Genomic DNA, 25,943 nt, shown 5'->3' on the forward strand with positions numbered 1-25,943 from the left:
TATAATGTTACTATACCACGTTTTATCTCATCTTAATGAAAAGATGCACAAAAAAGCTATCCCCGCAATGGAGATAGCTTTTCTACTTATAATATCGTACCCGCTTTTTCAGCACCTAACATTTCAATAATTTGATTATTGTCGTCTAGTACTGCAATTTTTGGTTCTTGTTTATGAACCTCTTCTTCCGTAACTAGCCCATAACAAATAATAATTACTTTGTCCCCTGGTTGTACAAGCCTTGCCGCAGCACCGTTTAAACAAACAACACCACTACCGCGTTCCCCTTTAATAACGTATGTCTCTAAGCGAGCACCATTATTATTATTTACAATTTGGACTTTTTCATTTTCTACAATATTTACTGCATCCATTAAATCTTCATCAATTGTAATACTACCTACATAATTTAAATTTGCCTCCGTTACAGTTGCACGATGTAACTTTGCTCTCATCATTGTGCGAAACATAGATGCTCCCCCTTATTTAACCGTTAATGTTATATTGTCAATTAATCTTACATTTTCAAATTTAACTGCAATAGCTAAAATGATTCGTCCTTCGACTTTCTCTACCATTGTTAATGACGGATATGCATATAAATCCGCATAATCTACAGTGCCTTTCGTATGCGTCTCAATATACTCTTTCACAAGATTTGTAATGATTTCCGGATTACGTTCACCTGCCTCAATTCTTTCTTTCGCTATACATAGACTGCGGTATAAATGAAGAGCCTCTTCACGTTCATCTTGTGATAGGTACACGTTACGAGAACTTTTCGCTAATCCATCTTCTTCCCTTACAATATCAACTGGTACGATTGTAACTGGAATATTGAAATCAGTTACAAATCCTTCAATTACTGCAACTTGTTGAGCATCTTTCATACCGAAATAAGCACGCGTTGGCAGCGTAATATTAAATAGTTTCATTAGTACAGTTGCAACACCAGCAAAATGACCAGGTCTTTGTTTACCGCATAATACGTCCGTGCGTTTCACAACTTCTACTGTTGTTGTTTGTTCTGATGGATACATTTCTTCTACACTCGGATAAAATAAATAATCTACACCGTTTTCTTTTGCTACATTTTCATCTCTATCAATATCACGAGGATATCGATCTAAATCTTCATTTGGGCCAAATTGCAGCGGGTTTACAAATACACTTAAAACTACAATTTCATTTTCTTCTCTTGCCTTACGTAATAAGGTAGCATGCCCTTCATGTAAATAACCCATCGTTGGAACAAAACCAATACTTTTTCCACTTGCATGCAGTTCGTTTGTAATTTGCTGCATCTCTTGCACTGTAGTTACGATTTTCATTATTGTTTTCCCCCGTATAACGCTAAGCGGTCTTCTTCTTTCATTGTGAACGAATGTTTTTCTTCAGGAAATTGCCTTGTCTTTACTTCAGTAACGTATTGTGAAATCCCGCGCACAATCTCCTCTTGAACAGAAGTATATTGCTTCACAAATTTTGGAACACGATTTACGCCATATGAGATAAGATCATGATAAACAAGCACTTGCCCATCTACTTTTTGTCCTGCACCAATCCCGATTGTTGGTATTGTTAGTTGTTCTGAAATAAGTTCTGCTAACTGCATTGGTACACATTCTAACACAAGCGCTATTGCACCAGCTTCTTCACATTTCTTTGCATCTTCTATTAATTTTTTTGCACTCTCCGCATCTTTTCCTTGCACTTTATATCCACCCAACACTCCTACAGATTGAGGTGTTAAACCTAAATGCGCTACAACAGGAATTCCTGCGTTCGTCAAATATTGAATCGTTGATATAACTTCTCCAGCACCTTCTACCTTCAATGCGTGCGCCCCGCTCTCTTGAACGATGCGGCGTGCATTCATCATCGTTTCTTGTAATGATACGTGATACGACATAAATGGCATATCAGTTACAATAAACGTCTCTTTCGCTCCGCGGCGTACAGCTTTCGTATGATGAATCATATCCTCTACTGTTACAGGTACTGTTGAATCGTATCCGAGTACAACCATTCCAAGAGAATCTCCAACTAAAATCATATCAACTTCAGCTTCTTCTGCTAATTTAGCAGATGGATAATCATACGCCGTTAGCATTGTAATCGGCTCACCTTGCTCTTTCATCTTCAAAAAATCTGTTTTTGTTTTCAAAAACTACTCCTCCTTTATGCAGGAGAGAGGAGATGGCCGAAATCATATAAAAAACCCCTCTGGCCATAAAAGGGCAGAAGGGTTTTGTGTTAGTCGGCATTATTCATCCCTCTGTCCCAGTCCGTTATTGGATCAAGGCAGAATCCAAGTTATTATTTTTCATATTACTTCGAATCATGGTGCAGTTCACTCTGATACTGCCCACATTCGAACTAATTATAGCAAACTACAAAAAGGAATTACTACATTTTTTTGAAAAAATAATTTTTTATTCTTATTACGGTATATGAAATTTAACAAGAGAGTATATATGCTATAAAGTGAAAATTTAATCAGCCCGACAAATAGCGGGATAAAGTTTTTATAGATAATTCAATCTTGAAAAGATACATGTTTTTTCAACGCATGTTAAAAAAATCTAAGTTAATTTCTTCTATAATCAATTGAACTGTATAGTATAACTCTTAAACTAATGATGCAGGTTAATTGAGGAAAAGTACTTAACAAAGGAGAATTGCAGATGTCTATGAACAGGTGGTTATTTCGATTCAGCAGTTTGCTTGTAATGATTGTATGGTGGATGTCTTTAGGATCCTTTCATGTATTTGCCTCAGTTAATGTCGTAACACAACCCACCGATTTAACGAACGTGATTGAGGTTGAACTAAATGATGATTACTTTAATCCAAATGTCATCACGATTCCGCTTGAAGGATCTACAACATTACTATTGAAAAATAAAGGTAAAAACGAGCACACCTTTACAGTGAAAAAACTCGGCATTGACGTCGTAGTCGAGTCAGGAAAAGAAAAGAATATTACCGTGAAACCTAAAAATACTGGTACATATGAATTAATATGTCGATACCATCTTCTTAAAGGAATGGAAGGCAAAGTAATCGTCAAATAACATGCCAGGCCAACTAGACGGAAGATATTTTGAAGTGAACTTTAAATATGAAAAGAATTTATTATCATGTTACAAATTCAACTCAAAAATATTGAAATAAAAAGAAGTTCCAAAAGAGGAACTTCTTTTACTTAATTTCGATATCTGCAGAATGAATATGATGTACTTTCCCCTCATGATCCTCCAGAAGTAATACACCATCCTCTGTGATTCCTTTCGCTAACCCCGTAATCGTCTCTCTCATCGTTCGAGCAGTAATTTCTTTCCCGATGCTCACAGCGTAACTTTCCCAAAGAATTTTAATGACAGAGAAACCATTTTGTAAATACTCTTCATATAATTTTTCTAGTTGTAAATAGATTTGTTGCATAAGTTCTGCACGAACAATCGGCTTACCTGATTCAATCGCTAATGAAGTAGCAATGTGCTGAATTTCTTCATCAAAATGTTCTTGCTTTTGATTCGCATTAATACCGATGCCCATAATGACAGCATTAATTTTATCAGGATCCGCTTGCATTTCTGTTAATATACCTACAGCCTTTTTACCTTGAATTAAAATATCATTTGGCCATTTTATTCCCACGCCTACACCTGTACATTTTTCAATTGCCTGTGCAACACTAACAGCCGCTAACAAAGTAAGTTGCGGTGCATGATGAACTGGAATCGATGGGCGTAAAATAATACTCATCCAAATTCCTGTTCCTTTTGGTGAATGCCATTTTCTGCTTAAACGACCTCTTCCCGCTGTTTGTTCTTCTGCTACAACGATAGTTCCTTCTTCTGCACCTTCATAAGCAAGTTTTGCTGCAATGTGCTGCGTTGATTCAACAGTTTCTTCAAAATACACTGTTCTACCAATTCGCTTCGTTTGTAGCCCTAACTGAATTTCATTAGCAGTCACTTTGTCTGGCTTACTTGCAATTCGGTAACCTAATCGGCGCACAGCTTCAAGTTCATATCCCTCACTCCGGAGATCTTCCATATGTTTCCACACAGCAGTTCTTGAACAACCAAGTTTATCACTAATCGTTTGGCCGGATACAAACTCGCCATCCGCTTCAGAAAAAACTTGTAATAACTGCTTTCTTATAGTAGATTGCATCCTTGCAGCCACTCCCTTATACGCTCTTTCTCATTAACTACGTTTCCTTTTACAATTGCTTCCTCGATTTTCTGAAGCATGTCAGCAACCCACGGACCAGGCTTTTTGTTTGCCCAGTTTAATAAATCATTACCAGTCACATTCATTTCTTGACGACCCTGGATTGGCAATGCATGAAACATTGATTGTACTCGTTTAACAGATGTAGGATTATAGCTTTCAATCATCGCTTCATATACTCTCTCTGCCATTTCAGCGATATAAATTCCCGTTTTATAAAGAAGGACTGTATCCCAATCCTTCTCCTTTCTAGTACGGATTGCCAATAAAACTGCAACAATATCTTTTATTTTTTTATTCGAAAACTTCCATTGACGTAAAAAGACAGATGGATGTTCTTCTCCGATACAATATAAGAAAAATGCCCACGCCTCAATATCCGTTTCGAAAGAATCCCATTTATACTGCGTAGCTTTTAACAGTCTCTCTTCTGACATTTGTAAATATGGCAAATGAGAAAATAGCTTCGTCTCTACTAATTCTTTGAGACCTTTCACACAATATGTACCAGTTAACAATTTCTCAAACTCTACTGTAATGCGCTCAATTGCTATATGTTCTAGCAAATGTCCATACGTTTCAATCGCTTGCTTCGTTTTCGTTTCTAATGAAAAACCTAACGCGCTTACAAACCGAATACCACGCATCATTCGCAGGGCATCTTCTTGAAAACGATCCGCAGCATTTCCAACTGTCACAATTTCTCTCTGTTGAATGGCTTCCTGTCCAGCAAATAAATCAACCATTTCGCCTTCTTCTGTCATAGCAATTGCATTCATCGTGAAATCACGACGTTTTAAATCCTCTTCTAATGAACGAACAAATTGAACACTACTAGGTCTTCGAAAATCTTCATATTCGCTTTCTGTTCGAAAAGTAGTTACCTCATAAGGCTCACCATTTTCTAAAACAATCACAGTTCCATGCTCAAGACCAACAGGAACATTTCTTGGGAATATAGCCATCACTTCTTCTGGTAAAGCAGATGTCGCAATATCAATATCTCCAATCGGCCTATCGATAATAAGATCTCGTACGCTCCCACCAACAAAGTAAGCCTCATGTCCTTGTTGTTTTAATGTCTCAATAATAGAACTAGCTTTTTTAAATCTTTCCATTTTTGTCATCCCTTAGTACGTCATAGTAAATCGTTTCATATTGTGAAACAATTTTTTCTGAGCGAAATTGCTCATAAACACTTTCTCTTGCTCGTTCTCCCATATTACGGTGAAGTTCCTCGTCCTTTAATAGCTGAGTAGCTTGATTTGCCACTCCTGTTGTATCGCCAACTTCACATAAATATCCTGTTTCCCCGTGTTGAATAACCTCTGGAATACCTCCAACCCGTGTTCCGATACAAGGTACACCACACGCCATTGCTTCTAATAAAACAAGACCAAAACTTTCCTTCTCTGATAGAAGCAACATTAAATCACTCATCGCAAGTAGTTCTGCAACATTATCTTGCTTCCCTAGGAATAAAACACGATCTTCAATATGTAAATTCTTCACTATCTGTAAAATCGTACAGAATTCTGGTCCGTCTCCAACAAGAAGCAACTTCGCATCTACTTCTTTAACAATTTTAGCAAATGCCTCAACAACATCCTGCACACGTTTCACTTTACGGAAATTCGAAATATGAATAAGTACTTTTTCACTCTCACTTATACCGTATTCTTTCTTTAATTGAGACATATTACGTTTGAAATATACACGTTCGTCTATAAAGTTATATACCGTTTGAATTTCTTTACTTGGTTTTACAAGCTCATGCGTTTCGTTAATTAATGAATGCGAGACAGCAGTAACAACATCCGATTGCTCAATACCAAAACGAATTAAATTATTTAACGAAGGGTCGGAACCTAACACAGTAATATCTGTTCCATGCAAGGTTGTAACAATTTTAATACGCTCTCCGATCATTTGTTTTGCTAAATATGCACAAATTGCATGTGGTATTGCGTAATGCACATGTAAAATGTCTAAGTTTTCTCTTTGTGCAACCTCTGCCATTTTACTTGCTAACGCTAAATCGTATGGTGGATATTGAAATACAGAGTACTGGCTTACCGTCACTTCATGAAAATATATGTTTGGATATACTTTATTTAACCGGAATGGTAAACCCGATGTAATAAAGTGAATTTCATGCCCGCGTTCCGCCAATTGCTTTCCTAATTCTGTTCCAACAACTCCAGAACCACCTACAGAAGGATAACATGTAATACCTATTTTTAATTTCATTTACATCCCCCTAATAAATCAGCATGTAATAAAACCGGTTTCTTACTCATAAATCCCTCGGCATACAAGACTCCAACTTCTTTTCCAAACATCTTCTCACGAGCAATCACAGTTTCAACGTATCCTTCTGTTAACGGTGTCTTAACACCATCACTTCCTGTTGAAAATTGACTTTCATATGCTTCTAATGCTTCCACCTTTATAGAGAGGTACTCACTTATATCTATACAAAAATTCGGTTTATGAAAACCATTAATCATATAATTATAAAAAGACTCCACACGATGTGGTGAAAGTTCCGGCATATATTTACGGATTCCTGCTGAAAAAATAGCCTCTTCCACAAGCTTTGCACAATTTGCATGATCTGGATGACGATCTTCATAGTATGGCGCAAAAACTAGTTTTGGTTTATATGTACGGATCACCTTGACAATTTCACGTATATACTCTTCTTTCATATACAAACCACGGTCTGGCATCGCTAAATTCAGCCTCGTTTTTACTCCCATTATACGAGCTGCGACCTCTGCTTCTTCTTTTCTCAACTCTATCGTTCCATTGGAAGAAAGATCAGCTTCTGTTAAATCACAAATACCTACTTCATACCCTTGCTTTGTATATTTAGCGATGGTACCAGCCATGCCGATTTCAACATCATCGGCATGAGCACCAAACGCTAATATATGTAATCCACTCATAATTGTTCCCCTCATTTTCTTAACTTACGATAATCTAAATCTCCTCGCTCTAATGCGTGCATCAACATTTCAGCACTTGCCATATTCGTTGCAAGTGGAATCGCATATACATCACATAAACGAAGCAATGCATTCACATCCGGTTCATGCGGCTGTGCTGTTAATGGATCGCGGAAGAAAATCACCATATCTAAATCGTTTTTTGCAATCATTGCACCAATTTCTTGATCTCCACCAAGAGGGCCAGATTGATATCTTGTTACAACTAATCCAGTCGCTTCCATAATACGAAGCCCTGTCGTTCCTGTTGCAAATAATTCATGTTGCTCAAAAATTGGTTTATATGCGTATGCAAACGAAACCATATCATTTTTCTTTTTGTCATGTGCGATTAAGGCAATTTTCATCCGTTGTCTCCCCTTTAGTCGATAATATTTTCTAAACCGTACACAAGATGATCAAGGTTCATTACTGTCTCAATTGATAGTTTTACACCTGACATAAATGATGCACGATTGAATGAATCATGACGAACTGTTAACATTTGTCCATCTCCACCAAACATTACTTCTTGGTGTGCAATAAGCCCTGGCAAACGTACACTATGAATGTGAATACCGTCTACATTTGCACCACGTGCACCTGCTAGTTGCTCTACTTCATTTGGATGACCTTGCTGCTTTGATTCACGATTTTGACGAATTAATTCTACCGTTTTTACAGCTGTACCAGATGGTGCGTCTAATTTTTGATCATGATGTAATTCAATTACCTCAACATCTTGGAAATATTTCGCTGCCATTTGTGAGAATTTCATCATAAGAACTGCACCAATTGCAAAGTTTGGAGCAATAATTGTTCCTACTGCTTTTTCTTTTGCATTCTCTGTTAAACGTGCCAATTCTTCTTCTGTAAATCCAGTTGTACCAATAACAGAACGAAGTCCACGCTCAACTGCAAGTGTAACGTGTTGTTTCCCAACTTCTGGTGTTGTTAAATCTAACAACACATCTGCTTCTACTTCATCTAAACAAGTATGTAAATCAGCGTAAATCGGTGCATGTAATGCTGGCATGCCAGGTAAATCAGAAATCTTCTCACCACCATGCTTATAATCCACTGCTGCTACTAAATTAAAATGTTCCGTTCTTTCCATAAGAAGGACTGCTTCATGTCCCATACGTCCTCTTGGTCCGGCGATAATTACTTTAATTTCTTTCATTATTCTTTCTCTCCCTCATCAATACGTGTCCAGCGATCTTTATCACGTGTATTAAATTTATTCATTACAATGTTATGTGCTGTCTCTAAATCAATATTTAAACTATTTGCCATACAAATCATAACAAATAATACATCTCCAAGCTCTTCTTCAATACTATTTTCTTTTTCAGTTGTTTTCTTCGGTTTCTCACCATAATAATGATTTACCTCTCTTGCAAGCTCTCCCATTTCTTCCGTTAAACGAGCCATCATTGCAAGCGGACTGAAATAACCTTCTTTAAACTGACCAATATATGCATCTACTTCTTTCTGCATATCTTTCATCGTTTTTGCTTCCATACTATTCACCTCTAATCCTTCCTCTTTCATGTTAGCCAATTCATCGCGATTTGACAAATATTATTCCCCGCCAAACACCTATTTGCGACCCTTTTTTGGATAGACTATAATAAAGTGAAACTTCTTTTGCGATTTTTGCAAAAGATCAGCCCGAACTAATCGGGTTCCTACGGCTGGTTCGCCTTTCTTCAGAACTTTATCTCCTACAAGCCGTTGGTACGGGGTAAAGTGAAACTTCTTTTATGTGCTTTTCGCAAAAAATCAGCGCACACCAATCGGGTTGCAACTAGAAATTACTTATTATTATGTTTTACTGTTTCAGCGGAGCAATGCAATCATTACATAATTAGGGGGATTTCTATATGACATCAAAATTGAAGATGCGAAATATTATTTTTATTTTAATCGGTTCCGCTATATTTTCTTTCGGTATTGTCAATATCAATATTGAAAACCACCTTGCAGAGGGTGGGTTTACTGGTATTACACTATTATTGTATTTTTTATTTAAGTTTGATCCTTCCTACTCAAACTTAATTTTAAATATCCCTATATTTTTTATTGGTTGGAGGTTACTTGGCAGAACGACATTTTTATATACATTAATCGGCACCTTTAGCGTATCTTTATTTCTATGGATTTTCCAGCGTTACGAAGTGCTAAACTTACATTTAAACTTGCAAAATGATATGACACTCGCAGCTTTATTCGCTGGGGCATTTATAGGTATCGGCCTTGGAATAATATTTAAATATGGCGGGACTACTGGCGGTGTAGATATTATCGCACGACTAGCTCACAAATATGTTGGCTGGAGTATGGGAAAAACAATGTTTATGTTTGATGCTGTCGTTATCGTAGTCTCTATTCTTACCTATTTATCATACCGCGAGGGCATGTATACGCTAGTTGCTGTTTTTATCGGTGCTAAAGTCATTGATTTTATGCAAGAAGGGGCTTATGCTGCAAAAGGAGCGACTATTATCTCAGAGAAAAACGATAAAATTGCTGCCAAAATTTTATCTGAAATGGAGCGCGGAGCAACCTTTTTAAAAGCCGTTGGATCGTATACAAAAGTGGAACGTAACGTATTGTATTGCGTTGTTGCTAAAAATGAAATCGTGAAATTAAAAAATATTATTACGTCTGTAGATCCTCATGCTTTTGTCGCTGTAAGTGATGTACATGATGTAGTTGGTGAAGGATTTACGTTAGATGAAAATAAAAACCCTTTACATAATTAAATGTAACTAGAAAAGCACCTTAGCTTTTCTAGTTTTTTATTACAAGTCTTTTAAGCTTCTCCAAATCCTCATAAATAAGCTCCAATAAACTCCGATTATAAAAAATAGAAGCTGGATGAAAAGTTGGAAAAACATGATATTCATTCTCTGACCATATAAACTCTGCACTTTGCATATCCTTTAATTTTTGAATGGGCTGTTTTAATAATTGCCCATGTACATCTGTGATTTTTTTATTTTTTCCTGTTAAACGTTGAAGACCGATATTTCCAAGCGTGACGATAAGCTTCGGATTTATTTTCTCTAATTCATAATCTAATAAAGGCGCATGGGCAACTATTTCTCCTTGATTTGGCGTTCTATTATACTTTTTTTGTATGATTTCACCATTTCGTTCTTTTTTCTCTCGCCATTTATAAGGTCTACTCCGAACAGCGCTCGTAATATATACTTCTTCCCTTGTAACGTGAATACGCTCTAAAAAACCCATTAATTGTTTTCCCGCCCTCCCGCTAAACGGAATCCCATTATGAATTTCTGTTTCACCAGGCGCTTCTCCTAACAACATAAATTTGGGATTTTCAGGGCCTTGTCCACTTAAAAAACCTTCTAGTTGATAAGGAGCACTACGCTCTTTCACTTGTTTTACTAAATGGTCTGGATATTTCATTTCCCCCCACCGCCTTTCCGCATTACTTCTATTATTTCTATTTGCAATACATTATATAATTCAAGCCACACAACAAAAAAAGACTATCAAAATTGATAGTCTTTAGTCGTCGCTACGCTGCATACCAGTATACATTAATACGAGACGTAATAATTCAAATACCGCTACAGCTGCAGCTGCTACATATGTTAATGCTGCCGCATTTAATACTTTACGAGCTTGGCCATATTCATCTGTTGATACAATACCTAACGCTTCAATTTGTTGCATCGCACGCTTTGACGCATCAAACTCAACTGGTAATGTAACGAGCTGGAACACAACACCTGCTGCCATTAGAATGATACCTAATAACAACAAACCAGACATTTGTGCAAATATACCGATTAGGACGAAAACCCAAGACATATTCGAACCAAAGTTTGCAACTGGCACTAACGAATGACGAACGCGCATAAATTTGTAATCTTTTGCATCTTGAATTGCGTGTCCTACTTCATGTGCTGCAACTGCCGTACCAGCAACTGAATGTCCATAATAGTTATCTGTTGATAATCGAACCGTCTTAGCGGTTGGATCATAATGATCTGATAAATGACCTGGTGTTTCTTCTACAGCTACGTTGTATAATCCATTTTCATCTAAAATTTTTCGAGCCACTTCCGCTCCTGTCATACCTGATGTTGAATAAACTTGTGAATACTTGCTATAGGCACTACGTACTCTTGACTGTGCATACAACGGTATGATCATTATGATCGCGAAGTAAATTAAATAAAACATCATGAACCTCCATTGAAGTTTTAATTATAGTACTTCTCATTCTATTTTCTTCTGCCACTATTGTCAATAAATAAACCTTACAATCCATATCTTTACTTATTACATTATCTATTTTTAGAATGTACATTACTTTTTCTTTTCTCTCTCTCTCCTTTATACTTTCTCCATCCAACATAAGTTAATGTGAATAAAATAAGTCCCCCAGTAATTGTCATAAACCAAATGAGAGAGGGTGCAATTTCATCCTTTTTTACTGTGTGAAATATCTTTTGCAAATCCCCTTTAATAATCCCTAATTGCATTTGGCCGCCTTTCGTTTTTAACATAACGTTACGAAATTCATCCAAATAAGATAAATGAGCATTTACACGCTGTACCTCGTTTTCTGGCAAAGCAATCATTAAGCTTGGATAAATAATATTGAATTCATTTAAAAATGTATTTAACGTTTGTTGAAACTGCCCAACATCTTCTTTTTTCATCGCTTTTTCCATTTGAGAAAAGGCATCCATTACTTTTCTTTCTCTTTCCATCCAAAGCGGTTGATATTTCGATACTTGCGCATCAACAGCAAGTTGTAATGCCAGCACATTATCCATTTTAGCTTGCTTACCTAAACCTTCTTCAAAGAGCGATTGTTGCGCCTTGTCGTAAGCTAAAGAAATAACTCTAACTTGATCTGGTGTTACTTCCTGCTTCTTTTCATTCCCCTTGATTAAAAATTGCTCTGAGAAAAGTTGTAATACTTGTACTGCTTTTTCATCTTCATTACGCTTCACTAACTGTAACGAGTCATCTAACAACCCTGTTAGCTCATTCCACTCTTCAGCATATATACGTAATGGAAACATTATAATTAGAAATGCTATCAATCCAATTAATGTTCTCTTCATCCCGGTCCCCCCTATAACTACTAGTACAAAATATGTTAATTGGGACAAGAATAGAACAGAACTGAACCGAAAAATATATTATCGTTTTACAAAGAAAAAATTCTCTTTAAGCAGAGAATTTTTTCTTTGACATCCTTTTCTTTTTTACGAAATATCTATATAAACTATAACAAAGTATACTACCACCTAAAATGAATAATAAAATAGCACACGCAGCATGCATAAAGAACTCCTCTGGTAGCATTAATATAACTGGATCCGTTTCAATATCAAACATCCAATAATCATTACTGAATAAAAGCTTATGGAATAATACAAAGCTCTTTTCAAAATTAATAGCGATTGGTAACATAAGCGCTATCGGAAAAATGATTGTTAAAATCGATCCGTGCAGTAAAAACTTTTCATTTTTCTTTTTTAATAAATAAATTCCGCCTATCACTGCAATCATAATTGTCGCATACATCACATATTGAATCTTTACTAAAATATTTTTAACATCTACAAAATGAATACGGCCATTTGTAGACATATCTAATGTTGGCAAATGTAATGCTCCGTCATAAAACGGGGATAAATATGTAATAAGCACATCGTAATTTCTTTTAATTTCATCCTTCGTCATATCCGCTAAATCAGGAATATTTAAAAAATCAATTTCAAAATAATACAGCCATTTTCCATACACAACTGCCGTTGTTGCAAGTGCAAAAATAGAAAATGCTATGCTATATGAAACAATTAAAGTAATCAATCGATCCAATATTTTTGTACCACTCTTATTTTTCTCCATGTTCTCCCCCTAAATGTTCTAACCATCATAAAGAAAATTGTTTCCTGTGCTCACGTAAGCAACAATAATATGTAATACATAGTACAGCAACGCTTAACCAAAACGTAAAATAACCAATTTCCTCTACAAACAAATGCATAATTCCATATCGCGGCATTTGCCAAAATAAATAATCAATTGCATCGTTATGCAACGTCCACACACCCGCTACTATAAAATGCCATTTTTTTATACGGTAAAATGGAGCATATAAAACACCTTGCACCGCCATCGCAAAGTGCGAAAGCATTAACATGTAGCCCATAAGGCCAATAGGACCTTTTACGTAAATCATAATCGCATTTACAACAACAGCCCAAATACCATATTTTATTAAAGTAACAATCGCTAGCGCTTCTATTAATCCCCAGTTTCTCTTTGTCAAAAAAGCAATTAAAACAAAGACAAAAAAGAGACTCGCCATAGGACTATCTGGTACAAACGGCCAAAATATAGGTGACGTTTCTTTCAATTGATTTCCGTACCATATAAACCCGTAAATTGTACCTAATATGTTAACAACCAATAAAAATAATAATACCGAGCGTTGTCTTAACATTGCATACAAGTACACCAATCTGTATGTCCAACACCTTTCAAGCAAAGTAATTCATTCACTAAATCCTACTCTATTATAACAAACTTCATCCAACTAAATAGAAAAGCTGACTACAAATTTTGTAGTCAGCTTTTTATTATTTTTTATTATACTTTGCAACGAATTCCGAAAGCTTCTTCAGTTCCTCATCTGTACCTTTAAATACACCTTTAGGCATGGAACCTTTTCCATCTTTCGCAATTTTAGCAATTTCTTCTGGCTTTAAAGTTAAGTTTTGCAGTGCTGGTGCTGCCGCCCCGCCCTGTAAGTTGTCACCATGACATGTTAAACAAGTATTTTTTTGCATTAATTTATAGCCATCATCATTTTTATCAACTGGCGCTGTTTTTACAATTGCTCCTTGTTTCTTTGCAGCTTCCCAGTCGTGGTGTGCTACAGATTCCCAAGTTAAAAAGATAATCGATGCAATTGCTAAAAGCATAAATCCAGTTGCTACAGGACGCTTCAATGGACGTCTTTCTGGACCTCGATCAAGAAATGGAGCTAACAGTAATGCACCAAACGCAATCCCTGGCATAATAAACGCTCCAATTACAGTAAATGAACCGGAAGCATAAGAATACTTTAATAACTGATACAAGAATAAGAAATACCAATCTGGAAGTGGTATATATCCAGCATCTGTTGGATCCGCCATTCTCTCAAGTGGCGACGGATGCGCCACTGTTAAACATAAATAACCGATTAAAAAAACTGCACCAACCATCCATTCTTTTAACAAGAAGTTCGGCCAAAATGCTTCTGTTTTCCCTGGGTATTCAGAATAGTCTTTTGGAATATTTGGTTTCCGAGCTACTGGTACCCGAGAATCTCCTACAAACTTCATCCCTTTGCCGCGATGCATAATCTCCCTCCTTTAGTTCTTTCCCCTTTAATTTAGCAATCTCTTATAGTGGACCGGAAATACCTTGTTTGCGAATCATGATGAAGTGGAAGGCCATTAAACCTAGAAGTGCTGCTGGTAAGAAGAAGACGTGAATAGCAAAGAAGCGAGTTAATGTTTGAGCGCCAACAATTTCGGAATGACCAGCGAGTAATGTTTTAATATAAGGACCAATGAGCGGTGTTTGCTCTGCAATTTGAATCCCTACTTTTGTAGCAAATAAAGCTTTCATATCCCACGGTAATAAATATCCGGTAAAACCAAGACCTAACATAACAAAGAAAATAAGAACACCAACAATCCAATTTAACTCACGGGGCTTTTTATACGCACCTTGGAAGAAAACTCTGAGTGTATGTAAAAACATCATTACAATTACGAGACTAGCACCCCAGTGGTGCATACCACGAACAATTTGCCCATAAGCAACTTCATTTTGTAAATAGTAAACGGATTCCCAAGCATTTTTAATATCAGGCACATAATACATCGTCAAAAACATTCCAGATAAAATTTGAATTACAGTAACGAAAAAGGTAAGTCCTCCAAAGCAATAGACGAATGCAGAAAAGTGATGTGCCGGGTTTACATGTTCAGGTACTTCATGATCAGCGATATCACGCCATATTGGTGTAATATCTAATCTTTCATCTACCCAATCATAAATTTTATTTAACATCTACTTTGCACCCCCTCTTGGCTTTGCTTTTCCTAGATACAGCGTTCCATCTTTCACTTTAGACTCGTACACATCAAGCGGAGCAAGGGGTGGCGTACCCTTAATGTTCATCCCATCTTTTGTATAACGCCCCCCGTGACATGGGCAAAAGAATTGATTCGGATGTGCTTTGTCCGAATTCCAGTTAACTGTACATCCTAAATGTTTACATACTGGAGAGAACGCAACAATGTCTCCGCTTTCATCTTTATGAACCCAAGCCGATTTTGGTTCTTCAGACTTGTACCAACCATCAACCTGCTTCACTTTAAAATCGAAACGCTTCGGCTCTGTTGTAATATCCTTTACTTGCGCAACAGCAACCATATCTGTTCCGGCTTCTTTTCTTAACACCGGATCAAGCGCAAATCGCGTCATCGGCATTAAAATACCGGCAGCCATAAAGCCTCCTACCCCTGTGAGTGTGTAATTTAAAAATTGTCTTCTTGACACGCGATGTTCTTTCTCGCTCACGAAAATTTCCCCCCTCTATCAGAAATTGTCCCCTCGTGATAAATTATATAAAAAATAAAAACTAGGACACTATCATGATATAATACGCTCATGCACAGGTCAATATCATACTACTCATAATAATAAGAACTTTCTGTTTATTGCGAGTTTCCCCACTTCTCTTCCAACATCACCATTATATTTTTTATATGTGCATGAATAACTTCTCTCTTTGCTTGATCACTAAATTGTTCTAATGCTAATGAAGGAAACCAAAATAAATCTCCCTGTAACTCTTGTATATCCTCTTTCCATGAAAAATCACTTGTAACATAAGCAATATGCTTAAAACCTTCTCTTCGTAAATGATTTGTCCATTCTTGCAAACGACCTTTTTCATTCTTTTGACTTTCTACTAAATACGTAAAAGCAGGCAGTAAAAGCACTCTTCCTTTATACTCTCTTTCCAATTCCATACTCAACAATTCGATAAATTCACCTTGTTCTACAACCATTTTTATTTCTTTCGCTGCCGAAATTGATAAAAGCGGTATTACTCCTGTATCAACATACTCTCTTGCTTGCTCAAACTGTTCCACATCTTTTACAATCCATTTCAAATTTCTTCCCCCCTTCATTTACAAATGACAGAACTTTCACTTTATATATATTAAACCATACTAAAAGAGGTAAAAAAAGAAAAACTACCCAATATAGGTAGTTTTTCTTGATAAAAGTCTGAAATTTGTAAAAATATTAATCCAAATACATTCTATAAAGTTTTTAACTCTGCCGTTAATCTATGAAACGCTTCCTTATCTTGCTTATCTAACGCTTCATCAATTTGTTTCAAAAGGCGTTCTCTTCTAAACGAAAATACACTTTCTTCCAAAAACCTTTCTGCAAGTAAACGATCTTTTTCATTTACTTCAATATGCTTTGGTAGATATGGGTTTTCTTCTAATACAGCTACATAATTCGCATTTTGAAACGATGATTTAAAGTTGAGTTGAATATAAATATCCTCATCTCGATTTAAACGAATATCATGAAACGATTTTTCAGCATCTGTTGTCATAACATTTTGTTTAAAAAAGTGAAACGGTGTGTCTTTCACACAATTCGCTGACATCACTAAGCCACGCGGACAATATTTTGCATGCTCTACGAAGTGGACTTTATGCATCAATTGGTCGTGACTCATTAAATAATTCAGAATCCATACACATTCACGCTGTTTCAGTTGGTAATTATTCAAAAACCATTTTACAAAATCCTTCTTCTCGTTTACAGAAACAGGGGTATTCATAGCAATTAAGTCCCTCCTCTGTCTTTCTCTTTTCTTTTTAGATTCAAGAAGCGGCATTCAGTTTCCTTCCAACTTATGAAAAATCCTCTAAATTATATAACAACTCTTCAATATGAATTTGTGTCGGGTCTAGTTGTAATAACTGGGTAAATACTTCTTTCGCCTCTTTTCGCTTTCCTTCTTCCAATAAGAAATAACCGTATTCTTCTAAGAAGTCTGGATGATTCTTAAAAGAAGTATATGCACTTTCATAGTGTTTTAATGCATCCGAATACATTTCTAATTGTTTTTTTGCATACGCAAGGTCCCAAAGTAGTTGTGTATCTGGTTCTCCACTATCAATAGCACGCTCTACAATTGCAATTAAATCTTCGTACTTTTCTTGTTCTTTTAAGATATACGCATATTTTAATGTTGCGCCTAAATGCCCTGGATCTAACTCAAGTGCTTTTTGAAGAACTTCCTCTGCTTCTACTATTTTTCCTAATTTCGCCGCAATGTTCGCTAACTCTACATAAAACGGAACTGAAAGCTCATCTACTTTAATTCCTTCATGAAGCGTTTCATAGCTTTCTTGAAGCATTCCTTCTTTTTCATAGCTTTTCGCTAAATACATGTACAGTGATGCGTACTCAGGGTCTAATTCTTTTAGTTCTTGCCAAGCACCGATTGCTCTCTGATATTCTTCACCTTGGTATAATGTGAAGGCATATCCAAATAATGAGTGAATATCTTTTTGTTCCTCTAGGCCTGCTTCATAATAAGAAATCGCCTCTTCCCAGTTTCCAATCGCACTTAACGTTTCTGCAAGACGAAGTGCGATTACAACACCACCCATTACTTTATGTTCCGCTAATAGCGATTCATAATAAGTAATTGCCTTTTGTTCTTCACCTTTACTACTATATAATTCTGCTAACCCAAACGTAATAACAGGTTCATCAGGCATCATTTCTTTCGCCTTTAATAGTTTTTGCTCTGCTACATCATCAAAACCTTGCATTTGGAATAAATCTGCAACAAGTAATAAAGATTGAACATATAAATCGTCATTTTCTGGAATATCATGAAGTACTTCAATCGCTTCATCTTCTTTATCTAGATCAATATATAATTCTGCTAAAAATACAGTGAATTCACTTTCTTCCGGATACAGTAAACGTAAGTCTTCAGTAATCGCTAATGCCTCATCTGTAAATCCAAGTGTATGATAGTAACGAGCGATATCATACTTCTCTTCATCATTTGCAATTTTTAATTGTTCTTTTAATAATTGTAATCCTTTTTCCGCTTCACCATTTTCAATATATGAAACAACTTGTTCAAACTTTTGCATAAACGTCTCCTTTAATTCTAAAAAATATTCTCTTCTGTTCATTTACCCCGCTATTAACGGGCAGTAAGACCCCCACCTCAAAATTCAGCTAAGGCAAAGAAGTTAGTTTGGGGATCAACTGCCCGTAAAAGCCCGATTGGTTCAACTAATAATCAGCGGGGGATAAACATCCCCCCACTGATTAAAGTTTCACTTTATCATAAGCAACTCACTGTTAGAACGCAACCTTTAGAATGAGCATGCTTCTTCTTATACTTCTTCTTACAGAGTAGGTAATTGTTCAAAAGGTTCGGATATGACACCGATACCTTATCATCATCTTCTATTGTACCGCTTTCTTTTATGACCGTGCAAATAACTTCTCTCACTAATTATCAAGCCATACAAACCGTGATTTACAGAACAACTTAATTACCAGTCTTCAACCTTTATTTTTAATACGATAAAAAAGGCTCCTATAATAGGAGCCTTCACAATCTCTTAAGAATATGTTTCTTCTTTCTGTACTTGCTCATTTACAAGCTCTTTCAGCAACTCTATAATTTCATCATTTTCTTCTTTCAAACCGACAGTAATACGAATACCATCATCGATACCAAATGCAGCACCAGAACGAACGATATATCCTTTTTTCATTAATCGTTCGAAAGCTTCATTACCCGGTATACCAAGTTTTAAGAAAATGAAATTTGTTTGAGATGGATAATAGAATACGTTATATTCTTTACAAAATGCATAATACTGATTTAGACCTTCAGCATTCTTTTTCACACAATCTTGTAAAAAGGCTTGATCTTCTAATGCAGCGAGTGCTACAGATTGCGCTACAGTTGATGTATTGAATGGTAACCTTGCTACTTCTAGCTGTCCGATTAACTTCGCATCCCCAATCGCATATCCAATACGAAAAGCAGCTAAACCATATGCTTTTGAAAACGTGCGTAAAACCATAAGATTTTCATACTTTTCAAGAAGTGGTAATGTTTGCGGATAGTCTTCTGCTTCCGCGTATTCATAATATGCTTCGTCCATAATAACGAGAGCCGACTTAGGAACCGATTCTAAAAATGAAAGTAATTTTTGTTTCTCAACATATGTACCTGTCGGATTATTCGGATTACAAATCCATACAATTTTCGTTTTATCATCTACTTGCTCTAGCATTGCATCTAAATCGTGAATACCATCTTTAAGTGATACTTCACGAACTTCTGCTCCTTCAATAACAGCATGGTGATGATATTGTGAAAACGTAGGATTCGCCATTACAACGTTTGTTCCTTCATGTAGTAACGCTCGGCTAATCATTTGAATGACTTCATCTAATCCACTACCAAATAGTAGTTGTTCTGCTTTTACACCTAAATGTTCCGCTACTTTTGTCCGAAGTTCAAAGGCATATCCATCTGGATAAAGGGCATATTGGCTCGCTAAAGAAGTTAATGCTTCTGTCACACGCGCTGAGCAACCGAATGGATTTTCGTTCGATGCTAATTTCACAATTTTCGATAATCCATATTCCCTTTTTACTTCTTCAATGTTTTTCCCAGGTACATATGCTCTCAAAGTTAACAATTGCTCTTTCACTCTCATTTTTCTTCCCCCAGTCATTTCATTCAATTTGATTACAATACAGTTATAGCCCCTTACTGTAATCTTTTATCATAACCGTCACTATTACGAGAATACCTCTAAATGAGCACTTCACAACACTTCGCTATCATTTTAAACCATATCTTTTTGAAATGCCTCTAACGCAATATGAACAGTCTCATCTGAAATAGATACGACATTCACTACCCCATATTCCTGCATAAGCACCATATGAATTGCTCCTGCATTTGCTTTCTTATCTTGTTTCATCAATTGAACGAGGCGCTCTACATTCAAATCTCTTGGCATTTTTGGATAGCCGTATTTCAAGAACCACTGCTTCATATCTTCATAAGCAAGATTAACCTTGTACACTTGCTCACTTAAAAATATGGCGAATAACATTCCAACCGCTACGCCGTCACCGTGAGTAATATTTCCATACCCTAGCTCTTTTTCAAGAGCATGTCCTAACGTATGTCCAAAGTTCAAATGGGCACGTACACCCTTCTCTGTTTCATCTTGTGATACAACATTTGCCTTTACAGGAATCGCCTTCGTTAATATATGGATTAACTTCTCATCACGAAGATCCGCTAATGTTTGCACTTCTTCTTTTAACCAATGATATAGCTCCACATCACCAATAAGAGCATGCTTTATCACCTCTGCATAACCTGAACGCCACTCTTTTTTAGGAAGAGACTGTAAAAACGGTGTATGATATACAACTGCTTCTGGCTGATGGAATGCACCAATCATATTTTTACCTAACGGATGATTAATCGCTACTTTCCCACCTACTGCGCTATCGTGCGCTAATAAAGTCGTCGGAACCTGCACAAAGCGAATACCACGCATAAACGATGCAGCAACAAAACCAGCTAAATCTCCAATCATTCCGCCTCCCAGTGCAAGAATTAAAGAATTTCTATCTAATTTATTTTCAAGAGCTGACGTATGAGCCGCATAGAAATTTTCGAAAGACTTCTCTTTTTCGCCACTTGGTACAACAAACGAAAACACGTCCTGCTCCACTTGTAATGCATCGATAACTGTCTGTAAATGTAGTGATGCAACAGCTTCATCTGAAATGATCATTACGTTAGATACAGCTGGCTGCATATTTTGAACGATCATTGTTAAGTGTGACAACGCTTCTTTACCAACATGTACATCATATTCTTTTGATTTCGTTTGAATATGTATGTTTCCCATTAAAATCCCCTCGCATATTCATTATGTTTCTCAATATTTTCACGAATCAGTTCCATACGATCTAATCCGAATTGTTCTATTAAAGCTGTTGCTAATTCCCAAGCCACAACCGCTTCTGCAACGACACTAGCTGCTGGTACTGCACAACTATCTGAACGTTCAATGCTCGCTGTAAAAGGCTCTTTCGTATCAATATCTACACTTTGAAGAGGTTTATAAAGTGTAGGTATCGGTTTCATCACACCGCGCACAACAATTGGCATTCCAGTCGTCATACCACCTTCCAATCCACCTGCATTATTTGTTCTTTTTGTATATCCATGCTCCTCATTCCATAGAATTTCATCATGAACTTCACTTCCCGGTCTATGCGCTGCTTCAAAACCAATTCCAATCTCGACACCTTTAAAAGCATTAATACTCATAATTGCAGCTGCTAATTTCGCATCCAGTTTTCGATCATAATGCACGTAGCTACCTACTCCAATTGGCATTCCTTCCACAATTACTTCAACGATTCCACCAATTGAATCACCATTTGCTTTCGCATCATCAATCGCTTTCATCATTTGGTTACCAGCTTCGTCATCTAAGCAACGTACAGGAGATGCTTCTGTAATACTCTTTAATTCTTCAATTGAACTATACGTAACCTCCTTAGCTTGTACACCGCCAATTTCAATTACATGGCCCGCCACTTTAATACCAAGTTCTGCTAACACCTTTTTAGCAACCGCACCAGCAGCAACACGCACCGTCGTTTCGCGCGCTGACGAACGTTCCAGTACATTCCTCATATCTCTATGACCATATTTAATTGCACCATTTAAATCAGCATGCCCAGGCCTTGGTTTTGTCACTTTCCTTTTCATCTCTTTTTCTTCTTGTTTCGTTAAAGGTTCTGCACCCATAACTTTTATCCAATGGGCAAAATCACGATTTTCAACAACGAGTGCAATAGGGGAACCTAATGTTTCTCCATGTCTAACACCACTTAAAATTTGCACTTGATCCGTTTCAATTTGCATGCGTCTACCACGCCCATACCCCTTTTGCCTTCTAGCTAACTCTTCGTTTATATCATCCGCTACTAAAGACAATCCTGCTGGAACACCCTCTATAATTGTTGTAAGTTGCGGACCATGAGATTCACCAGCTGTAATATATCGCATACGTTATTCCTCTTTTCGTATATGTATTTATCTCACTATATTAACTTTTATCATTCTAAAAATATTAAAGAAATTATATCATATATCGACCATTTTCTTATTCTATATTTCCGATAGGCCTAATTTAAATATCAATATATCATAACAGCTCAAACTTCGTAACTAATTGAAAATAAAAAAAGTGCAAGAAGAATACCCCTATTCTTCTTGCACTTTTTACTATTATCACAGTGATTAAAGCGTTTACAAATTATTTCAAAATAATTAGTAAATCCATTCATTCATTAATTTTGAGTAGTCAACTAATTCTTCTTCTTTAAAGAAAATAGCAATCTCGCGCTCTGCGCTTTCTAAAGAATCAGAACCATGGATAATGTTTTTCGCAACAGTTACACCGAAATCTCCACGAATTGTTCCAGGAGCTGCTTCATGTGGTCTTGTTTTCCCCATCATGTTACGCGCTGTATCTACTACACCTTCACCTTGCCATACCATTGCGAACACAGGTCCAGATGTAATAAAGTCTACTAACTCACCAAAGAAAGGTTTTTCCTTATGCTCAGCGTAGTGTTGTCCAGCAATTTCCGGAGTGACTTGCATTAATTTTGCACCAACTAATTGAAAGCCTTTTTTCTCAAAACGAGCTACAATTTCCCCAATGAAGGCACGTTGTACACCGTCTGGTTTTACCATTAGAAATGTTTTTTCCATAAAAAATCTCTCCACTTCTGAATTATGTATGTAATTGTATATCCCCACACACATATTATCACCCTTATCACAATTGTGCAATAGTTTTGAAATAGAGAGATTATTTTATTTTTTAGAATAAACATTAAAATTTTCGTTTTCCAATATACTTTGCAACATTTTGTAATGCGTACTTTGCTTGTCCACGTGGGAGTGGTTTTATTATTTCTAAAGCTTTATGTAAATAACGTTCACTAAACGCAAATGCTTGATCAATTGCTGTACTATTTTTTACAGCATCAATAATTTCTTGCATTTCACTTGCTGTTGAATTTTCATGTACAGATGTGATTTTCTGACGAAGTACGGGATCTTCCATCGCATATAAAGCAGGAAGTGTAATATTCCCTTGTAGTAAATCTCCACCAGCAGGTTTTCCAAGTTTCTCTTCTGTAGAAACGAAGTCTAAAATGTCATCAATAATTTGATAAGACATTCCTACAAAATACCCATACCAAAATAGACGATTTACCGTATCACGATTAGCACCAGCAGCAATCGCTCCCAATTGACAACTCGCGGCAATTAATAATGCTGTTTTTCGCTTTATTCTTCTTAAATACGTTCTTAAATTTTGGTCATAATTGTATTTATCTTTAATTTGTTCAATTTCACCTTTACAGACTTCTAAAATAGTATGCGATAACGCTTGATGTGCCTCTGGAATTTCGATATTTGTTATACATTCAAGAGACTTAGCGAACAGATAGTCCCCTGTATACATCGCAATACGATCTCCCCATTTTGCATTCACAGTCGCACTGCCGCGTCGTAAAAATGCAGCATCAATAACATCATCGTGAACAAGAGAAGCCATATGAATAAGTTCTAACGCAACAGCAACATGCTTAATTGCATCTAACTTATAATCTCCAAATTTCCCTGCAAGCAACACAAATACAGGACGAATTCGCTTCCCACCAGCTTCAATAAGCTGTAATGCTGCCTCTTCTACTAATGGCTGTTCAGAAGCGACTGTCTTTTTTAATTCTTTTTCTATCACATTAATATCCGATCGTAAAAAAGAGTACATAAGTTGTAACTTCATATTGTTCACCTTAACCTAAAACTTCTTTTTTCTATTTTGATTCTGGTTTAATACCTAAATGCATCGCTGCTACCCCAAAAGTAAATGGTTTTACTTGCACACGTTCAAGTCCAGCTTGCTCAAACATTTGAGCCAGTTCTTTCATCCCTGGGAACGTACTAGCAGATTCTTGAAGCCATGAATATTCTTTATAACTTTTCGCAAACATCTTTCCAAATAACGGCATGATATATTTAAAGTATAAAATATACCCTTGTCGAAAACCAATCATTGTTGGTTGAGATGTTTCTAAACAGATTACTTTTCCACCTGGTTTTACTACACGTGTCATTTCTTTTAATACGTGCATATAATCCGGTACGTTACGTAAACCAAACCCAATCGTCACATAATCAAACGTATTATCTTCAAATGGAAGTTCCATTGCATTCCCATGTAGAAGTTCTACTTGTTTTAATTGTAACGCCTCTACCTTTTGCTTACCGACAGATAACATATTTTCACTGAAGTCTAAGCCAACAACCTTTCCTTGTTCACCTACCGCTCCAGCTAGCGCAATTGTCCAATCTGCGGTTCCACAGCATACATCAAGCGCTTGACTACCTGGTTGTACATCCATAATTCGCATCGTTTCTTTACGCCACGCTTTATGTCTTTGAAAACTAATTACAGAATTCATCACATCGTATTTATCAGAAATCTTTTCAAATACGTCATGTACTCTTTCTTCTTTTGATTGTTGCATGCTCGTACCTTCTTCCAATGTAAAATTGCTTATGTCTTCTATTTATCCCTTAACACAGAATTTATTTCATTAATGTCTATGTGATTTTCTAAAAATTGTTTTTCTTTCTTTCTCAATTCCATCATCCAACTATTAATCACTACTTCTGCTTTATCCCCTAAAGCATCTTGCATCGCTTGAAAAACAGGTGAATGTTGTTTATCAGCATACAATTGAATTTCTTTTTGAAGACGATTTCCACCTAATACGTATGTGATAAATGGCTTCCAATGTGATAAATGAAAATGATCACATGTTTTTTGAAGGAGCGCAGACTCAATCGTTACTACGCTTTTCATTATGTCATCCGTCGTTTCATGCGCTTTTTGGTATAACATAATTTTGTGTTCATTTATCTCTTTAATTCCTTCAGCAAGTGCACGAATTAAAACAATATCACGATTCATAGACAATAAATAATAATATAGTCCACTATAGTAATCGCCTGCAAGTACTGTTAATTGACGACATTTATGCGATTCAATCGCTTCCTCGCCTGCTTTATTTGATACCTTTTCATGCGTATCAAGCGCAATTTGCACAAGCATAATCGTTACTACGTAATGCTCAATTTGTTCTATATGTAAGTTTGCACTCTTTAAAGCACCATATAACAATGCTATCTTTTCTTCATCAATAAATGGTTCTTCAATATAGTTTATAAAATAAGGATGGCGTAATTTCTCCATCAATTTCTCTTTTATACCCGCATACCCTCCGTAGATGTCACACACAAAAAATCACCCTTGTTTTCTAATTCATAAAACTTATTATAACACATACACTCTATTTTCTATAACCAAAACTTGGCTACACCTACCATTCATGTAAGCAATTTTTCTAATCTCACTCTGTCTAGCTAAAACTATATCATTTATT

General features: G+C 36.3%; 30 protein-coding genes. 2 read left to right on the forward strand and 28 right to left on the reverse strand.

All coding sequences use genetic code 11. The features are described from left to right. Positions 1-86: 86 nt before the first annotated feature. The 3 genes from panD to panB are packed head-to-tail and all read right to left on the reverse strand — an operon-like array spanning position 87 to position 2,167. Positions 87-470, reverse strand: a complete 384-nt coding sequence (panD, locus tag CN409_RS18060; RefSeq protein WP_000490186.1) for an aspartate 1-decarboxylase — start codon at positions 468-470, stop codon at positions 87-89. A 12-nt stretch (positions 471-482) separates the two neighbouring features. Further along, complete coding sequence (gene panC, locus CN409_RS18065; protein WP_000707008.1) at positions 483-1,331, reverse strand: pantoate--beta-alanine ligase; 849 nt, start codon at positions 1,329-1,331, stop codon at positions 483-485. After that, entirely contained in the window at positions 1,331-2,167 is an 837-nt protein-coding gene (panB, locus tag CN409_RS18070) for a 3-methyl-2-oxobutanoate hydroxymethyltransferase (protein WP_000851105.1), read from the reverse strand. The genes panC and panB overlap by 1 nt, the downstream gene beginning before the upstream one ends. A gap of 520 nt (positions 2,168-2,687) precedes the next feature. Between panB and CN409_RS18080 the strand changes: the two genes are divergently transcribed. Next, positions 2,688-3,077 (forward strand): cupredoxin domain-containing protein, encoded by a 390-nt coding sequence (locus CN409_RS18080; RefSeq protein ID WP_000062380.1) that lies wholly within the window; start codon positions 2,688-2,690, stop codon positions 3,075-3,077. Positions 3,078-3,204: 127 nt separating this feature from the next. Here the strand turns inward: CN409_RS18080 and CN409_RS18085 are convergent, their stop codons facing one another. The 7 genes from CN409_RS18085 to CN409_RS18115 are packed head-to-tail and all read right to left on the reverse strand — an operon-like array spanning position 3,205 to position 8,759. Further along, positions 3,205-4,185 (reverse strand): biotin--[acetyl-CoA-carboxylase] ligase, encoded by a 981-nt coding sequence (locus CN409_RS18085; protein WP_001192058.1) that lies wholly within the window; start codon positions 4,183-4,185, stop codon positions 3,205-3,207. Next, complete coding sequence (locus CN409_RS18090; RefSeq protein WP_000439312.1) at positions 4,170-5,363, reverse strand: CCA tRNA nucleotidyltransferase; 1,194 nt, start codon at positions 5,361-5,363, stop codon at positions 4,170-4,172. Before CN409_RS18090 ends, CN409_RS18085 begins: the two co-directional genes overlap by 16 nt. Then, on the reverse strand, positions 5,350-6,495 hold the full coding sequence (gene bshA, locus CN409_RS18095; RefSeq protein WP_000768317.1) for an N-acetyl-alpha-D-glucosaminyl L-malate synthase BshA: 1,146 nt from the start codon (positions 6,493-6,495) through the stop codon (positions 5,350-5,352). Before bshA ends, CN409_RS18090 begins: the two co-directional genes overlap by 14 nt. Beyond that, the gene (gene bshB1 / locus CN409_RS18100) at positions 6,492-7,196 is read right to left on the reverse strand and encodes a bacillithiol biosynthesis deacetylase BshB1 (protein WP_000015660.1); all 705 of its coding nucleotides are present in this window, start codon (positions 7,194-7,196) and stop codon (positions 6,492-6,494) included. Before bshB1 ends, bshA begins: the two co-directional genes overlap by 4 nt. Before the next feature lie 11 nt (positions 7,197-7,207). Continuing rightward, the gene (gene mgsA, locus CN409_RS18105) at positions 7,208-7,603 is read right to left on the reverse strand and encodes a methylglyoxal synthase (protein WP_000684765.1); all 396 of its coding nucleotides are present in this window, start codon (positions 7,601-7,603) and stop codon (positions 7,208-7,210) included. Between the two features lie 14 nt (positions 7,604-7,617). After that, entirely contained in the window at positions 7,618-8,418 is an 801-nt protein-coding gene (gene dapB / locus CN409_RS18110) for a dihydrodipicolinate reductase (RefSeq protein ID WP_000658810.1), read from the reverse strand. Then, the gene (locus CN409_RS18115) at positions 8,418-8,759 is read right to left on the reverse strand and encodes a nucleotide pyrophosphohydrolase (protein ID WP_014894810.1); all 342 of its coding nucleotides are present in this window, start codon (positions 8,757-8,759) and stop codon (positions 8,418-8,420) included. The genes dapB and CN409_RS18115 overlap by 1 nt, the downstream gene beginning before the upstream one ends. A gap of 362 nt (positions 8,760-9,121) precedes the next feature. Between CN409_RS18115 and CN409_RS18120 the strand changes: the two genes are divergently transcribed. Then, positions 9,122-10,003, forward strand: coding sequence for a YitT family protein (locus CN409_RS18120; RefSeq protein WP_079245299.1), 882 nt, complete (start codon positions 9,122-9,124; stop codon positions 10,001-10,003). Between the two features lie 28 nt (positions 10,004-10,031). Here CN409_RS18120 and CN409_RS18125 read toward each other — a convergent pair whose 3' ends face one another. The 18 genes from CN409_RS18125 to CN409_RS18215 all read right to left on the reverse strand — a co-directional run bounded on the left by CN409_RS18125 (position 10,032) and on the right by CN409_RS18215 (position 25,798). Further along, positions 10,032-10,673, reverse strand: coding sequence for a uracil-DNA glycosylase (locus CN409_RS18125; protein ID WP_000876853.1), 642 nt, complete (start codon positions 10,671-10,673; stop codon positions 10,032-10,034). Between the two features lie 102 nt (positions 10,674-10,775). After that, positions 10,776-11,459 (reverse strand): zinc metallopeptidase, encoded by a 684-nt coding sequence (locus tag CN409_RS18130; RefSeq protein WP_003258828.1) that lies wholly within the window; start codon positions 11,457-11,459, stop codon positions 10,776-10,778. A 101-nt stretch (positions 11,460-11,560) separates the two neighbouring features. After that, positions 11,561-12,349, reverse strand: coding sequence for a sporulation protein YpjB (ypjB, locus tag CN409_RS18135; RefSeq protein ID WP_079245298.1), 789 nt, complete (start codon positions 12,347-12,349; stop codon positions 11,561-11,563). Positions 12,350-12,455: 106 nt separating this feature from the next. Beyond that, positions 12,456-13,142 carry a lipoprotein intramolecular transacylase Lit gene (lit, locus tag CN409_RS18140; RefSeq protein ID WP_000414366.1) on the reverse strand — a complete coding sequence of 229 codons (687 nt, stop codon included), beginning with the start codon at positions 13,140-13,142 and terminating at the stop codon, positions 12,456-12,458. Between the two features lie 25 nt (positions 13,143-13,167). After that, a complete protein-coding gene (gene lhaT / locus CN409_RS18145; RefSeq protein ID WP_000262838.1) occupies positions 13,168-13,758 on the reverse strand; it encodes a lipoprotein heptaprenylglyceryl N-acetyltransferase LhaT in 591 nt (196 codons plus the stop codon). A 118-nt stretch (positions 13,759-13,876) separates the two neighbouring features. Further along, on the reverse strand, positions 13,877-14,644 hold the full coding sequence (gene qcrC / locus CN409_RS18150) for a menaquinol-cytochrome c reductase cytochrome b/c subunit (protein ID WP_000554601.1): 768 nt from the start codon (positions 14,642-14,644) through the stop codon (positions 13,877-13,879). A 43-nt stretch (positions 14,645-14,687) separates the two neighbouring features. Continuing rightward, positions 14,688-15,362, reverse strand: coding sequence for a menaquinol-cytochrome c reductase cytochrome b subunit (qcrB, locus tag CN409_RS18155; protein ID WP_000932700.1), 675 nt, complete (start codon positions 15,360-15,362; stop codon positions 14,688-14,690). After that, on the reverse strand, positions 15,363-15,875 hold the full coding sequence (gene qcrA, locus CN409_RS18160; RefSeq protein ID WP_001290420.1) for a menaquinol-cytochrome c reductase iron-sulfur subunit: 513 nt from the start codon (positions 15,873-15,875) through the stop codon (positions 15,363-15,365). 137 nt (positions 15,876-16,012) lie between these two features. Continuing rightward, positions 16,013-16,492, reverse strand: a complete 480-nt coding sequence (locus tag CN409_RS18165; RefSeq protein WP_003258820.1) for a YpiF family protein — start codon at positions 16,490-16,492, stop codon at positions 16,013-16,015. Positions 16,493-16,626: 134 nt separating this feature from the next. Continuing rightward, the gene (locus CN409_RS18170; protein WP_001095925.1) at positions 16,627-17,163 is read right to left on the reverse strand and encodes a ReoY family proteolytic degradation factor; all 537 of its coding nucleotides are present in this window, start codon (positions 17,161-17,163) and stop codon (positions 16,627-16,629) included. Positions 17,164-17,236: 73 nt separating this feature from the next. Beyond that, entirely contained in the window at positions 17,237-18,499 is a 1,263-nt protein-coding gene (locus CN409_RS18175) for a tetratricopeptide repeat protein (protein WP_001168695.1), read from the reverse strand. A gap of 480 nt (positions 18,500-18,979) precedes the next feature. Next, entirely contained in the window at positions 18,980-20,092 is a 1,113-nt protein-coding gene (gene hisC, locus CN409_RS18185; RefSeq protein ID WP_001264022.1) for a histidinol-phosphate transaminase, read from the reverse strand. 132 nt (positions 20,093-20,224) lie between these two features. Next, on the reverse strand, positions 20,225-21,310 hold the full coding sequence (gene aroB / locus CN409_RS18190; protein ID WP_000526805.1) for a 3-dehydroquinate synthase: 1,086 nt from the start codon (positions 21,308-21,310) through the stop codon (positions 20,225-20,227). Then, positions 21,310-22,482: a chorismate synthase gene (aroC, locus tag CN409_RS18195; protein ID WP_001269378.1), complete on the reverse strand. Its 1,173-nt coding sequence runs from the start codon at positions 22,480-22,482 to the stop codon at positions 21,310-21,312. The genes aroB and aroC overlap by 1 nt, the downstream gene beginning before the upstream one ends. Positions 22,483-22,746: 264 nt before the next feature. Then, entirely contained in the window at positions 22,747-23,193 is a 447-nt protein-coding gene (gene ndk, locus CN409_RS18200) for a nucleoside-diphosphate kinase (RefSeq protein ID WP_000415883.1), read from the reverse strand. A gap of 124 nt (positions 23,194-23,317) precedes the next feature. After that, entirely contained in the window at positions 23,318-24,280 is a 963-nt protein-coding gene (gene hepT / locus CN409_RS18205; RefSeq protein WP_000776078.1) for a heptaprenyl diphosphate synthase component II, read from the reverse strand. 31 nt (positions 24,281-24,311) lie between these two features. Further along, a complete protein-coding gene (menG, locus tag CN409_RS18210) occupies positions 24,312-25,025 on the reverse strand; it encodes a 2-heptaprenyl-1,4-naphthoquinone methyltransferase (RefSeq protein WP_001187674.1) in 714 nt (237 codons plus the stop codon). 38 nt (positions 25,026-25,063) lie between these two features. After that, positions 25,064-25,798, reverse strand: coding sequence for a heptaprenyl diphosphate synthase component 1 (locus tag CN409_RS18215; protein WP_000332840.1), 735 nt, complete (start codon positions 25,796-25,798; stop codon positions 25,064-25,066). Positions 25,799-25,943 lie beyond the last annotated feature (145 nt).

This window comes from Bacillus sp. AFS012607, assembly GCF_002558005.1.
Taxonomy (GTDB): domain Bacteria; phylum Bacillota; class Bacilli; order Bacillales; family Bacillaceae_G; genus Bacillus_A; species Bacillus_A thuringiensis_S.